At 70.9% G+C, this 14,164-nt stretch carries 10 protein-coding genes and 1 pseudogene; 4 read left to right on the top strand and 7 right to left on the bottom strand.

Annotation, left to right across the window (positions count from 1 at the left end):
* The first annotated feature begins 17 nt into the window (after positions 1–17).
* Together KSF81_RS06745 and KSF81_RS29210 are read left to right on the top strand one after the other, a co-directional pair.
* Positions 18–1,385, top strand: coding sequence for a M20/M25/M40 family metallo-hydrolase (locus tag KSF81_RS06745; protein ID WP_254453394.1), 1,368 nt, complete (start codon positions 18–20; stop codon positions 1,383–1,385).
* Positions 1,343–1,615 (top strand): hypothetical protein, encoded by a 273-nt coding sequence (locus KSF81_RS29210; protein ID WP_254453393.1) that lies wholly within the window; start codon positions 1,343–1,345, stop codon positions 1,613–1,615. Before KSF81_RS06745 ends, KSF81_RS29210 begins: the two co-directional genes overlap by 43 nt.
* 57 nt (positions 1,616–1,672) lie before the next feature.
* Here KSF81_RS29210 and KSF81_RS06740 read toward each other — a convergent pair whose 3' ends face one another.
* Both KSF81_RS06740 and KSF81_RS06735 read right to left on the bottom strand, forming a co-directional pair.
* Positions 1,673–3,313 carry an NAD(P)/FAD-dependent oxidoreductase gene (locus tag KSF81_RS06740; protein ID WP_217378321.1) on the bottom strand — a complete coding sequence of 547 codons (1,641 nt, stop codon included), beginning with the start codon at positions 3,311–3,313 and terminating at the stop codon, positions 1,673–1,675.
* Between the two features lie 236 nt (positions 3,314–3,549).
* The gene (locus KSF81_RS06735; RefSeq protein ID WP_217378319.1) at positions 3,550–4,536 is read right to left on the bottom strand and encodes a tripartite tricarboxylate transporter substrate binding protein; all 987 of its coding nucleotides are present in this window, start codon (positions 4,534–4,536) and stop codon (positions 3,550–3,552) included.
* 175 nt (positions 4,537–4,711) lie between these two features.
* Between KSF81_RS06735 and KSF81_RS06730 the strand changes: the two are divergent.
* Together KSF81_RS06730 and KSF81_RS06725 are read left to right on the top strand one after the other, a co-directional pair.
* A pseudogene (locus KSF81_RS06730) lies at positions 4,712–5,449 on the top strand (SDR family oxidoreductase); the annotation flags it as partial.
* 366 nt (positions 5,450–5,815) lie between these two features.
* The gene (locus KSF81_RS06725; RefSeq protein WP_217378317.1) at positions 5,816–7,447 is read left to right on the top strand and encodes a PAS domain-containing protein; all 1,632 of its coding nucleotides are present in this window, start codon (positions 5,816–5,818) and stop codon (positions 7,445–7,447) included.
* Positions 7,448–7,516: 69 nt separating this feature from the next.
* On the opposite strand, the gene ppdK is transcribed toward KSF81_RS06725, so the two are convergent.
* From ppdK to KSF81_RS06700, 5 genes are all read right to left on the bottom strand, one after another.
* Complete coding sequence (gene ppdK, locus KSF81_RS06720; protein WP_217378316.1) at positions 7,517–10,201, bottom strand: pyruvate, phosphate dikinase; 2,685 nt, start codon at positions 10,199–10,201, stop codon at positions 7,517–7,519.
* 63 nt (positions 10,202–10,264) lie between these two features.
* Complete coding sequence (gene glyS / locus KSF81_RS06715; RefSeq protein WP_217378315.1) at positions 10,265–12,430, bottom strand: glycine--tRNA ligase subunit beta; 2,166 nt, start codon at positions 12,428–12,430, stop codon at positions 10,265–10,267.
* Positions 12,431–12,435: 5 nt separating this feature from the next.
* Positions 12,436–12,807: a type II toxin-antitoxin system VapC family toxin gene (locus tag KSF81_RS06710; protein WP_254453392.1), complete on the bottom strand. Its 372-nt coding sequence runs from the start codon at positions 12,805–12,807 to the stop codon at positions 12,436–12,438.
* A gap of 20 nt (positions 12,808–12,827) precedes the next feature.
* The gene (locus KSF81_RS06705; protein WP_217378313.1) at positions 12,828–13,124 is read right to left on the bottom strand and encodes a type II toxin-antitoxin system VapB family antitoxin; all 297 of its coding nucleotides are present in this window, start codon (positions 13,122–13,124) and stop codon (positions 12,828–12,830) included.
* A gap of 28 nt (positions 13,125–13,152) precedes the next feature.
* On the bottom strand, positions 13,153–14,055 hold the full coding sequence (locus KSF81_RS06700) for a glycine--tRNA ligase subunit alpha (RefSeq protein ID WP_217378312.1): 903 nt from the start codon (positions 14,053–14,055) through the stop codon (positions 13,153–13,155).
* Positions 14,056–14,164: the final 109 nt, after the last annotated feature.

Below are 14,164 nucleotides of genomic sequence, written 5' to 3'. Positions count from 1 at the left end.
GCTTGAGGGCAGGAAAGATGCAGGACCACGATGCCATCCGCGCCTATGCGCTGGACTGGATCGCCGCCAACCAGGAACGGCTCTCCGCCTTCAACGCGACGATATGGTCCCACGCCGAGCCGGCCTGGCGCGAATACCGCTCCGCCCGGGACTATGTGGAGCTGCTGCGCGCCGAGGGCTTCACGGTGGAGGAAGCCTCGGGCGGCATGCCGACCGCCTTCGCCGCAAGCTGGGGCCAGGGCGGGCCGGTGCTGGCGAGCTTCTCGGAATACGACGCGGTTCCCGGCAACTCGCAGCAGGTGGTGCCGTATCAGGCGCCGCGCGAGGGGCTGCACCCCTATGCCGCGGGGCATACGGATCCGCACTCCGTCCTCGGCACCGCGGCGCTTGCGGCGATCCTGGCAGCGAAGGCGGCGATGCAGGCGCATGGCGTGCCGGGCAGGCTGAAGCTCTTCGGCGAGCCGGCGGAGAAGGTGTGCGGTTCCAAGCCCATCCATGCCGCCAAGGGCTATTATGATGGCCTCGATGCCGCCGTGGTCTGGCACCCCTGGCCCTCCAATACCGTGACGGGCGAGACGCAATTCGGCGCCTATTGGAGCGCCGTCATCACCTTCGAGGCCGATGCGCCGGAACTGTGGATCGACCCCTCGCTGATGCCCATCGAGGGCCCGCACGCCGCGGCCCGCTGCCCCGGCGCGCTGGATGCGCTGTGCCTGATGTACACCACCACCAAATACACCAAGGAGGCGATGTTCCCCCATGCCGGCTCCTGGACACTGAACGAATTCGTGCTCGGTGATGGTGGCGCGACCTCGGACAACCTCACGCCGCGCTTCTCGCAGATCCAGTATTCCTGGCGCTCCTCCTCGCTCGGCATCCAGGAGCAGATCTGGCGGGTGCTGGCGAACAATGCCCGCCAGGCCGCGGCCAGCACCGGCTGCCGCGCCCATGTGCGCTGGGTGACCAAGACGCGGGTCGGCCTGCCGAACACGGTGATGACCGACCTGACCTGGAAGAACCTGCAGGCGGTGGGCGCCCCCAGCTATGGCGAGGAGGCGCTGGAGTTCGGCCGCGCCATCCAGCGGAATCTGGGGCTGGAGCCGATGCAGGACCCGTTCATCGCCGAGGTGACGCGGCTGACGCCACCCGAAGCGAACGAGGCGAAGCTGCGTGCCGCCCTGCCCGCCTGGCAGAAGCACCTGAGCGCGGATGACTATGTGGAATTCTGCTGGCACGCGCCCACGGTGCGGCTGCTCGCGGGCCGGCCGCGGCTGCGCCCCCCTCCGCAGGCTATGCCTATCCGAACTGGACCTACAACGCGCTCGGCGGATTGCCAGGGGCGGTGGACCCCGGCCTGTTCGTGGCCGCGAAGACCATGGCGCTGACCCTCATCGACCTGGCCGCACAGCCCGAGGTGCTGGCGGCCGCCCAGGCGGAGTTCCGCGAGAGGACCGGCGGCGGCGTCGGCGGGTCGCGCTGGGTGGGACCGTTGCTGCCGCGCGATTTCGATCCGCCGGTCGATCTGCGCTGGCCGGAATACGTCACCACCGCCAGGGGTGAGGAGTGGTGCATCCCCACCCCGCATGCCGGCACCGGCGCCGGGGAGAAGCTCTGAGCTCGCGCCCCGCCCGGGCAGAGGCAGCGCTTGCCGGGCGGGGCCGGCGCAGCGCAGCTATGCCAGCGCGAGTTCCCGGTATTCCTTCAGCGCCACCTCGTCGCACCATGCGCGGTAGGCCGGGGCGCTGCCGCTGTAGCGCGCGATGATGCGGGTCTGCTTGCCCTCCACATTGGTGTTCACGCCGGTGAACCAGGAATTGACCTCGTTGGACAGGAGACCCTCCCCCACCGCCTTCACATGATCGGTCCAGGCCGCCACCGCCTCCGGCCTTGCATCCGCGCGGGTCAGGTTCCGCTCCCGCATGGTGCGGATCAGGTCCGTCACCCATTCGACGTTGTATTCGATGCTGCGGGGGATGTTGCCGAGGGCGGTATGCGGCCCCATCAGCATGAACATGTTGGGGAAGCCTTCGGCCAGGATACCCATGAAGGTCTGCGGCCCCTGCGCCCACTTGTCCTTCAGGCGCTGCCCGCCGAGGCCCCTGATGTCGATGCGGTCGAAGCTGCCGGTGATGGCGTCGAAACCCGTCGCATAGACGATGATGTCGAACTCGTATTCGGCATCGCTGGTCCTGATGCCCTTCGGCGTGATCCGCTCGATGGGCGTTTCCGTGATGTCCACGAGGCGGACATTGGGCTGGTTGTAGACCTCGTAATACCTGGTCTCCAGCGGCACGCGGCGGGTGCCGAAGCCGTGGTCCCTCGGGATCAGCATCTCCGCCACCCTGGGGTCCCGCACGCGCTGGCGGATCTTGCGCGCGACGAAGTCGGAGATCTCCTTGTTGGCTGCCGGGTCGGTCAGCATGTCGCGGAAATTGCCGACCCAGATGCCGAAGCCGGGCGAGGCGTAGAGTTCCTCGTAGAAGGCTTCCCGCTCTTCCGGCGTCACCTCGAAGGTGCCGCGCGGGTCCGGGGTGTGCAGGAAGCAGGAGAAGGTCTCCTGGCAGCGGCGGAATATCTCCGGATAGTCCGCCCTGATCCTGCGCTGCTCCTCCTCGGTGATCGGGCGGTTGTGCAGCGGCGCGCACCAGTTCGGCCTGCGCTGGAACACGGTGAGCTGCGCGGCGGTCTTGGCCACCTCCTGGATCGTCTGCACGCCGGTGGCGCCGGTGCCGATCACCGCCACCCGCTTGCCCTCGAAGCGCAGCGGCTCATGCGGCCAGCGGGAGGTGTGATGGGCTTCGCCCTGAAAGGTCCCCACCCCTTCGATGCGCGGCAGGGTCGGCGCCGAAAGCGGGCCGACGGCGGTGATCAGGAAGCGCGCATGGTGGCGGCTGCCATCCTCCAGCACCACGTCCCAGCCCCGCGCTGACTCCCGGTAATGCGCCGCGGCCACCCGGCTATGGAACTGCATGTCGCGCCTCAGATCGAACCTGTCGGCGACGTGGTTGAGGTAGCGCAGCGTCTCCGGCTGCGGGGCGAAATGCTCGGTCCAATCCCATTCCTGCAGCAGCTCCTTCGAGAAGGAATAGCCGTAGGAGTAGCTTTCGGAATCGAAGCGCGCGCCCGGATAGCGGTTCCAGTACCAGGTGCCGCCGAGGCCGGAGCCGGCCTCGAAGACCCGCACCCGCATTCCCAGTTCGCGCAGGCAATGGAGCTGGTACATGCCGGACATGCCCGCCCCGATGATGATGGCATCGTAGTCCGGAACCGGCGCCGCGCCGGCGGGAGCCTGTGTTTCGTGCGGGGCGGCCATCTGCGATCATTCCTTCCTGCGGCGCCAGGGAACCGGCCGCTCGCCGCATCCGGTTGGCATCGCGCCCATCGCAGTGCGACCCGGGAGCCGCGATCCCCCGGATGGGCTGCCTGCGCATCGGTCCTGGGGGCAGGGTATCAGCGGATGCGGGCATCCTGCAAAGCCTGGACCACCAGGAGGGCGGCCGGCGCCCTGCCGAACACGGGTTGGAATGCCGCGGCGCCGAAGCGGAGCGCTCAATCCTGCTGGATCCGCAGCCGCTGGATCACCTCGGTCCAGCGCGCGAGATCCTCCTGCATGATGCCGGAGAGCGCCTGCGGCCCGGCATCGCGCGTCTCCAGCGACAGCGCGGCGAAGCGCTCGCGCACCGCCGGCAGGGCGATGGCGCGGCGGAGGTCGGCATCGATCCGCGCCACCACCGGCGCCGGCAGCCTCGCGGGGCCGAGCACCGCATACCAGGTACCGGCCTCGAAGCCGGGATAGCCGGACTCCGCAAGCGTCGGGACCGCGGGCAGCGCCGCCGCGCGGGCCGCGCCGGTGGTGGCGATGGCGCGGAGCCGCCCCGCCTGCACCGCCGGCACGGCGAGCACCGGATTGTGGAACATCGCCTGCACCTGCCCCGCCAGCAGCGCCGTATGCGCGGGCGCCGCGCCCTGGAAGGGCACATGGGTGAAGTCCACCCCGGCGCGGATGCGGAACAGCTCCGCCGCCAGATGCGTCGGCGTGCCGACACCGGCCGAGGTGATGGTGACCTGGCCGGGATTCGCGCGCAGCAGCGCCTCGAATTCCCGGAGGTCCTTCGCCGGCACCGCGGGATGCACGACGAGGACGAGGCTGTAATAGGCAACCTGCGTCACCGCGGTGAAGTCGCGGATCGGGTCGAAGGCCAGCCGGCGATAGAGCGCCGCGCCCTGCACATGCGAGGAGGCGGCGAGCAGCAGCATGTGCCCGTCCGGCGCCGCGCGGGCCACGGCCTCAGCGCCGATATTGCCGCCGGCGCCGCCACGGTTCTCGATGATGACCGGCTGGCCCCAGGCTTCCGCCAGCCGCTCGCCAAGCAGGCGCCCGATGGCATCCGCCGGGCCGCCCGGCGGGAAGGGCACCACCAGGCGCACGGGGCCGGCCGGCCAGGCCTGGGCCCGCGCGGGGGCGGCCAGCAGCGCGCCGCCGAGGCCGAGTGCGGTGCGGCGGCCGAAGCGCGAGCCAACGGGAATGCGGGTCATGGCGTCTCGATCTCCCCCGGGCTGGCCCGATGCTAGGTCCGCGGGGCGAGGGCGGCAATGCGGCGGATTGACAGGCCATGCCGGGCGCGCGGAAGTCGCGCAAAACATGCGGAGGATGCGGCGATGGAACTCGGCCTTGGCGGGAAGACGGCGGTGGTGACGGGGGGGCTCGCTCGGCATCGGCCGCGCCATCGCGCGCGAATTGGCGCAGGAAGGCGTCACGGTCGCGATCATTGCCAGGGATGCGGCACGGCTGGAGGCCGCGGCGGCGGAGATCGCGCGCGAGACCAACGCGCGCTGCGTGCCCATCCCCGCCGACCTCACCGACCCCGCGCAGCTCGACCGGGCCATGGCGGCGGCAGGGGCGGCGCTCGGCCCCATCGACATACTGGTGAACAATGCCGGCGCCACGCCGATGGGGCGCATCGGCGACACGCCGGACGAGGTCTGGATGAAATCCATCAACCTGAAGCTGATGGGCTACATGCGCTGCGCGCGCCTCCTGACGCCGCCGATGCGGGCGCGGAAATGGGGGCGCGTCGTCAACATCATCGGCCGCTCCGGCCATCAGCCGCGGCCGAACTACATCACCGGCAGCGCGGTCAATGCCTCCCTGCTCTCCTTCACCCTCGCGCTCGCGGCCGAATGCGCGCCGGACAATGTGCTGGTCACGGGCGTGAACCCGGGCCCCATCGCTACCCCGCGCTGGGACAGCGTGGTGGCCCAGGGGGCGGCCGACATGGGGCGCAGCGCGGCGGCCGAGAATGCGGCGGCGATCGGGACGGTCGCCCTCGGGCGCCTCGGCACGGCGGAGGAATGCTCCGGTCTGGTGGCCTTCCTCTGCTCCGACCGCGCCGGCTTCATCACCGGCACCAATATCGACATCGATGGCGGCGGCACGCGCTGCATCTGAACAGGTTTGAATGCGCGGCTCCGGCCTGGAATAGTCGCCCCAGTGTCCTCCCCCTGAAATTCGCTGGCGAAGCTCAGGATCGGCACACCGGAACCCGCTCCCGCCTCACGGCAGGGGCAGGGCGGCGAGGCCGGGATGCGGGCCAGTGGACCCGGGCGAATGGAAATCCCCCCCCGGCTTTCCAGGCGCCCGGGCATTCCGCCTTCCCGCAACATCCGGGATTTTTTTTGGCATCCGCCGGCAACCTGCGGCATCCCCGGGCGCTAGCCAGCGTTGGCATGTCGCATTGGTCTGCCCAAGCGGCCGCTGCTGCGCCTTGCACTCCCAACCGTCCGGGTTCGCGTCCGGCACCCACGAGGCACCACCTTGACCGAGATCGCCGGGCAAGGCCCCACGGCAGGGGCTCAATCCACCGCTCTGCGGTTTCCGCGCCGGGAAGGCCAAGCGCGCAGCCGGTTCGCCGGGCTTCTGCGGCGCCTGGCCGGGGCGCTTGGCCTGCGGGCAGCGGGCCGGCCGGGGCAAGCCGGCGCGGCCGACCTGCCCGCGCGGCTGGCGGCGGCCGAGGCGGCGCTGGCCCAGGCCGAACAGCGGCACCAGGCGCTGACCGAGGCGCTGGGCGTCGCGATCTATACCACCGATACCGAGGGCCGGCTCACCCGCTACAACGAGGCCGCCGCCACGCTCTGGGGGTGGCACCCGCCGCTGGGCGATGCCCGCTGGTGCGGTTCCTGGCGGCTCTACTGGCCGGATGGCAGGCCGATGCCGCATGAGGCCTGCCCGATGGCGACGGCGCTGCACGAGGGCCGCCCGGTGCGCGGCACCGAGGCCGTGGCGGAACGGCCCGATGGCACCCGCGTCCCCTTCGTCCCTTATCCCACGCCGCTTTTCGACGAGGCCGGCAGGCTGACCGGGGCGGTGAACGTGCTGGTGGACATCAGCGAGCGGAAATCCGCGGAACTGGCCCTGGCCGGCAGCGAGGCCTGGCTGCGGACGGTCTTCGAGACCACGCCGGAATGCATCAAGCTGGTCGCGCCCGATGGCACCCTGCTGCGGATGAACCAGGCGGGGCTGCGCATGATCGAGGCCGGCGCGCCGGCGGAGGTGGAGGGGCGCAGTGCCCTCGACCTCATCGCCCCGGAGCACCGGGCGGAATGGCAGGCGAACCACGCGCGGGTCTGCAAGGGCGAGGCGCGGGGCTGGGAATTCGATGTCATCGGGCTGCGTGGTGCGCGCCATCGGATGGAAACCCGCGCGGCACCCCTGCCGCTGCCGGACGGAAGGCTGGCCCAATTGGCGATCACCCGCGACGTCACCGCCCGGCATGAGGCGGAGCGGCGGCAAATGCTGCTGACGCGGGAGGTCGACCATCGCGCCCGGAACGCCCTGACGGTGGCGCTTTCCCTGGTCCGCCTGACCCGGGCGGAGTCGCCGCGCCGCTACATGGAGGTGGTGGAGGGCCGCGTCGCGGCGCTCGCGCATGCGCATACGCTGCTGGCGGAGCGGGGCTGGAGCGGCGCCGAATTCGGCGCGCTGGCGGAGCGGGAGCTGATCCCGCATCTCGTCGCCGGCCAGGTGGCGCTGCGCGGGGCGGCGGTGTCGCTGGTGCCGGGCGCGGTGCAGGCGGCCTCGATGGTGCTGCATGAGCTGGCGACCAATGCGGCCGGCCACGGCGCCCTTTCGGCCCCCGGCGGCAGGCTGGAACTGGACTGGGCCATCGCGCCCGATGGCGGGCTGCGCCTCCTCTGGACCGAACGCGGCGGCCCGCCCTTGGCCGGCCCGCCGGCGCGCCCCGGCTTCGGCACGAAGCTGATCGAGTCGACGGTGCGCGGCCAGCTCGGCGGCAACATCGTGCAGCACTGGGAAGCGGAAGGGCTCCGCTGTGAATTGACGATCGCCGCCGACCGGCTGCTGCCGGGTGATGGCCTGGCGGCGCCCGGCGGCATGATGCTGGCGCCCATGGACGAGCGCTGGCACGGGGTGGCGGCGCAGCCGGGCTAATTGTGTGGCCACGCCGCAGGCTGTCCTGCCCGGGGCCGCCGCTGCGGCCCCGGGCAAGGCAGGTCTGGTCTAGGCCGTGCGGTCGCCCCCACCGCCCGCCTGCGCCGCGTTCAGCGCCGCCTGAGCCGCCGCCAGCCGCGCCACCGGCACCCGGTAGGGCGAGCAGGAGACGTAATCCAGCCCGATCGTCTCGCAGAACTCGATCGAGGCCGGGTCGCCGCCATGCTCGCCGCAGATGCCGAGCTTGAGCTCCGGCTTCACGCCGCGGCCCTTCTCCGCGGCGATCCGCACCAGGGCGCCGACGCCCTCGACATCAATGGAGACGAAGGGGTCCTTCGCCATGATGCCCTTCTCGACATAGACCGGCAGGAATTTGCCGGCGTCGTCACGCGAGAGGCCGAAGGTGGTCTGGGTCAGGTCATTAGTGCCGAAGCTGAAGAAATCGGCGGAAGCGGCGATGCTGTCCGCGGTCAGCGCGGCGCGCGGCAGCTCGATCATGGTGCCGACATAGTATTCCACGTGGTAGCCGCTTTCGGCGAAGACCTCCTGCGCCACCCGGTCCACCTGGGCCCGGGTGATCTCCAGTTCCCGCTTCGTGGCGACCAGCGGGATCATGATCTCCGGCACCGGCGCCTTGCGGGTGGACTTGCCGATCTCGACGGCCGCCTCGAAGATGGCGCGGGCCTGCATCTCGTAGATCTCGGGGAAGGTGATGCCGAGCCGGCAGCCGCGATGGCCGAGCATCGGATTCGCCTCCGAGAGTTCCGCCGCGCGGCGCTGCATCGCCGTGACATCGGCGCCGAGCGCCTGCGCCACCTCGGCGATCTCGGCCTCGGTATGCGGCAGGAATTCGTGCAACGGCGGGTCGAGCAGCCGGATGGTGATCGGCAGCCCCACCATGATGCGGAACAGCGCGGCGAAATCCTGCCGCTGGAAGGGCAGCAGCCGCTCCAGCGCATCGCGCCGGCCGCGCTCGTTCTCGGCCATGATCATCTGCCGCACCGCGCCGATGCGGTCCGGGTCGAAGAACATGTGCTCGGTGCGGCAGAGCCCGATGCCCTCGGCGCCGAATTTGCGCGCCGTCTCGGCATCGAGCGGCGTCTCGGCATTGGCGCGGACGCGCAGCCGCCTGACCGCGTCGGCCCAGCCCATCAGCGTCTCGAAATCGCCGGAGAGCTTGGGTTCCACCATGGCGACGGCGCCGATGAAGATCTCGCCCGTCGCACCATCCAGCGTGACGGTCTCGCCGGCCTGCACCACCTTGCCGCCGGCCATCAGCGTCTGGCCGGCATAGTCCACCGTGACGCCGCCGGCGCCAGCAACGCAGGGCCGCCCCATGCCGCGCGCCACCACCGCGGCATGGCTGGTCATGCCGCCGCGGGTGGTGAGGATGCCCTTGGCGGCATGCATGCCGTGGATGTCCTCCGGGCTGGTCTCGATCCGCACCAGGATGACGGATTCGCCCTTGGCGGCGCGCGCCTCCGCCTCATCGGCCGTGAACACCACCGTGCCGCAGGCCGCGCCCGGCGAGGCCGGCAGGCCGCGGCTCAGCAGCTTGCGCGGCGCCTTGGGGTCCAGCGTCGGGTGCAGCAACTGGTCGAGCGCGCTGGGGTTCACCCGGCGCACGGCTTCGCGCTCGTCGATCAGCCCCTCGCGCGCCATGTCCACCGCGATCTTGAGGCTGGCGGCGGCGGTGCGCTTGCCGTTGCGCGTCTGCAGCATGTAGAGCTTGTTCTGCTGCACCGTGAACTCGATGTCCTGCATGTCGCGGTAGTGCCGCTCCAGCGTCTGGCGCACCTGCACCAGCTCGGCATAGGCGGCGGGCATCGCCTTTTCCATGCTGCGTTCGCCGGGCTTGGCGCGCGCCTCGCTCATCGGCTGCGGCGTGCGGATGCCGGCCACCACGTCCTCGCCCTGGGCGTTGATGAGGTATTCGCCGTAGAAGACGTCCTCGCCCGTGGAGGGGTCGCGGGTGAAGCAGACGCCGGTGGCGCAATCCTCGCCCATATTGCCGAAGACCATGGCCTGCACATTCACCGCCGTGCCCCAATCGGCCGGGATGTCGTGCAGCCGGCGATAGGTATTGGCCCGGGCATTCATCCAGGAACCAAACACCGCGCCGATCGCGCCCCAGAGCTGCGCCTCGGGGTCCTGCGGGAAGGGCTGGCCCTTCACCTCGGCCACCATGTCCTTGTAGCCATCCACCACGCGGTGCCAGTCCTGCGCGGTGAGCTCGGTATCCTCGATCACGCCGCGGTCGAGCTTCACATGCTCGATGATCTCCTCGAAGCGGTGGTGGTCCACGCCGAGCACGACCGAGCCGTACATCTGGATGAAGCGGCGGTAGCTGTCCCAGGCGAAGCGCGCATCCCCGGAAGCGGCGGCCAGCCCATCCACCGTCGCGTCGTTCAGGCCGAGGTTCAGCACCGTGTCCATCATTCCCGGCATGGAGACGCGGGCGCCGGAACGCACCGAGACCAGCAGCGGCTTGCGGTGGTCGCCGAAGCGCGCGCCCACCGCCTGCTCGACGCGGGCGAGCGCCGTCGCCACCTGGTCCCGCAGCTCGGCCGGGTACTGCTTGCCGTGCTCGTAGTACCAGGTGCAGACCTCGGTGGTGATGGTGAAGCCCGGCGGGACGGGCAGGCCGATGCTGGCCATCTCGGCCAGGTTCGCGCCCTTGCCGCCAAGCAGGTTGCGCATCTCCGCGCTGCCGTCGTTGTGGCCGGCGCCGAAGCTGTAGACCCACTGGGTCATGGGCAGGGTTCCTCTTGCATGCAGGCAGCCGGACGCGGCGGAGAAGGGCCGGTCCGGCGCAGTTTAGCCTTCGATCTTCGACAGGTCCGCGACCGAATCCATGGCCGCGCGCAACCCGGCGAGCAAAGCCAGACGGTTGCGGCGGAGTTCCAAATCCGGATCATTCACGGTGACGCGATCGAAGAAGGCATCGACCGGGACGCGCAAACCGGCCAGCGCCGCCATGGCGCCGGCGAAGTCCTCGGCCGCGAGGCGGGCGCGGGCGGCGGGCTCGGCCGCGGCGAGGGCCTCGGCGAGGGCGATCTCCTCCGGGGCGCGGAGCAGGGCGGGGTCGGCGGGGCCGGTGTGCGGGCCATCCTTGCGGTCCTCGATGCGCAGGATATTGGCGGCGCGGCGATAGGCGGCGAGGAGGTTCACGCCATCCGGGCTCTCGACCAGGGCGCGGAGCGCGTCCGCGCGGGCGAGGAGACGGACGAGGTCATCATCCGGCGCGGCGCCGAAGACGGCGGCGACGAGGTCGTGCCGGGCGCCCTCGGCGCGAAGCTGGACGCGGAGGCGTTCGGTGAGGAAGTCGAGAACCTCCCGCGCGACGACGCCCGGAAGCGGCAGCAGCGTCGCTTCCTGCGCGGCCACTCCACCGAGATTCAGGCCCGGGCGCGCCGCTTCGTCCGTGACCGCGGCATGCCTGCCAGGGGCGGTGAACTGAACATGGTCATCGAGTGAGGCCTCGGCGGCGGGCTCGACCACGCCGGCCAGCCCGATCCGCAGCCCGTTCTCCCGCACGATCCGGATCACGCCCAGCGCCGCGCGCCGCAACGCGAAGGGGTCGCCCGAACCGGTCGGCTTCTCGCCCACCGCGAAGAACCCAGCCAACTGGTCCAGCTTGTCCGCCAACGCCACGGCGATCGCCACCGGCTCCCGCGGCACGGCATCCGTCGGCCCGAGCGGCCGGTAATGCGCGCCGACCGCCTCGGCCACCCGCGCATCCTCGCCGTCATGCAGCGCGTAGTAGCGCCCCATCACGCCCTGCAATTCCGGGAACTCGCCCACCATGCCGCTGGCGAGATCGGCCTTGGCCAGCCGTGCCGCCCGCGCCGCCAGCACCGGATCGGCGCCCACCATCGGCGCGATCAACTCAGACAACCGCTCCAGCCGCCGCACCCGCTCGCCCTGGGTGCCGAGCTTGGCGTGGAACACCACGCTTTCCAGCTTCGGCAGGAAATCCACGAGCTTCTGCTTGCGGTCCTGGTCCCAGAAGAACCGCGCATCGGAGAGCCGCGCCCGCAGCACCCGCTCATTGCCGCCCACCACCGCGGCGCCGCCATCGCTCGGTGCGATATTGGAGACCAGCGCGAAGCAGGGCGCCGCGCTGCCATCCTCGTGGCGCAGGGTGAAGTAGCGCTGGTTCACCCGCATGGTGGTGCGCATCACCTCGACGGGCAGGTCCATGAAGGCGCCGTCGATGCGGCCGAGCAGCGGCACCGGCCATTCCACCAGCCCGGCGACCTCCGCCACCAGCCCGGCATCGGCCACCACCTCCAGCCCCTCGCGCGCCGCGAGCCCGGCGATGCCGTCGCGGATCAGCCGCGCGCGCTCCTCGGCATCGAGCACCACATGGCGGGCGCGCAGCCCGGCCTCGTATTCGGCGAAGCTCCGCACCGCGAAGGGCTCGGTGCCGGCCATGATGCGGTGGCCCTCGGTCACGTCGGAGGCCACCAGCCCATGCGCCGCATCCCCCTCCTGCGCCAGGGTGAAGGGCACCTTCTCGCCGTCGAAGACGCAGAGGATGCGCTGCAAGGGCCGCACCCAGGTGAAGCCGCTGGTCCCCCAGCGCATGGATTTCGGCCAGGGGAAGCCGCGCAGCACGGCGGGCACCGCGCGGGCCAGCAGGTCGCGCGCCTCGATCACCTCGCCCGGCCGGGCCAGCACCCAGAATTGGCCCGCCTCCGTCAGCGCGTCGCGCGTCGCGCCGTGCTTGCGGAGGAAGCCCTCGATCGCCTGCGCCGGCGCGCCGAGGCGCGGGCCGCGCTCCTCGCGGCCGGGCGTCTCGGCGCGCCGCTCCATCTGCCCCACCAGGGTCAGGCGGCGCGGCCCGTGGAAGGCGCGCGGCGGCTGCGGCATCAGCGCCGCGAGCTGGGCATGCAGCAGCCGGGCCAGATCCTCGGCCGCACGCGCCTGCATGCGCGCCGGGATTTCCTCGGAGAAGAGCTCAAGCAGCAATTCGGGCATTGGGATCAGGGCCTCGCCGGCAGGGCCGGAGTGATGTCGGTCTGCGCGAAGTCGCCGCCCTTGAACAGCAACGGCTCGCCCCGCTCCTGCGCCAGCGCATAGGCGAAGCAGTCGCCGAAATTGAGCCGCGCCGGATGCCTGCCGCGGCCCCAGGCCCGATAGGCCAGCCTGGCGCGCGCCGCCTGGCCCACCGTGACCGGCACGATCTCGATGCCGTCCACCAGATGGTCGAAGGCGAGGGAAACCACCGCATCGCCCGGACTATCGGCAACGATCGCCGCTTCCAGCCAGGTTGCTGCCGACATGGCCGGCTGCCTCGCGCCGGCCATCGCCGCGGCAAAGGCAGCCGCCTCCGGCTCCTGCTTCAAGACGGCCATGATCGCCGAGGTGTCCAGGATCATCGTGGCAAACCCGTCGCGGGGTCGTAGAGGAGCGTGTCGTGGTCCGGCAGGTCGAGCTCCCGCTCCCGCAGCCGGGCCGCGCAGCGCCTGCCGATCTCCATCAGCTCCGCGGCACGGCGATCCGCACCCCGCGCCCGCCGCTCCCGCTCCAGGCGCTCATGCACCGCCAGGCGCACCGCGCCGGTGGCCGTGGTGCCGAGCAGGGCCGCCAGTTCCTTCGCCTCGGCGATCAGCGTCTCGTCCTTCAGGTTCAATTGGCCCATGACATGGCCCCGGTAGAAAGCCCCGGGCATATGGTAGAATCCCGGCCGGGCCGCAACATCACGCGGCCTCGCCCTTGAGCCAGGCCTCGCAGCAACCCCGCGCCAGGGCCCGCACCCGGCCGATATAGGCGGCGCGTTCGGTCACGCTGATGGCGCCGCGGGCATCCAGCAGGTTGAAGCGATGGCTGGCCTTGATGCAGTGGTCATAGGCCGGCAGCGCCAGGCCCTGCGCCAGCAGCGCGGCGCATTCCTGCTCGGCATCCGCGAAATGGCGGAACAGCATGGCGGTATCGGCGTATTCGAAGTTGTGCGCGCTGTATTCGATCTCCGCCCGCTTGAACACCTCGCCATAGCTCACGCCCTGGCCGTTGAAATCCAGGTCGTAGACGTTCTCGACCCCCTGGATATACATGGCCAGGCGTTCCAGCCCATAGGTGAGCTCGCAGGAGGGCACCTCGCAGGGGATGCCGCCGACCTGCTGGAAATAGGTGAATTGCGTCACCTCCATGCCGTCGCACCAGACCTCCCAGCCCAGGCCCCAGGCGCCGAGCGTCGGGCTTTCCCAGTCATCCTCGACGAAGCGGATGTCGTGCAGCATGGGGTCGATGCCGAGCGCGCGGTAGCTGCCGATGAGCAGGGATTGCGGGTCCGGCGGCGAGGGCTTCAGGATCACCTGGTACTGGTAGTAATGCTGCAACCGGTTCGGATTCTCGCCGTAGCGGCCATCCGCCGGGCGGCGGGAGGGCTGCACATAGGTCGCCTTCCAGGGCTTCGGGCCGAGCGCCCGGAGCGTCGTCGCCGGGTGGAAGGTGCCCGCCCCCACCTCCATGTCATAGGGCTGCAGGATGAGGCAGCCCTGGGCGGACCAATAGGCATGCAGCCGCAGGATCAATTCCTGGAAGCTCGGCGGCCGCGCCGCGGTTGCGGCGGTCCTGCCCGGATCTGTGCTGACGTCGTGCATTCGGTGCGATGTGCCGTTCCGTTGCGGCGCAACATACCGGCCACCCCCCTTCCCCGGCAAGGAACCCCCCGTCAGCGTGCCGATCCTGAAGTTCGGCGAAGTTCAGGAT

This window comes from Siccirubricoccus sp. G192 (assembly GCF_019084075.1).
In the GTDB taxonomy this organism is placed as follows: domain Bacteria; phylum Pseudomonadota; class Alphaproteobacteria; order Acetobacterales; family Acetobacteraceae; genus G192.
The sequence above is the reverse complement of the archived record's forward strand: the minus strand, read 5'-3'. Positions and strand labels throughout refer to the sequence as shown.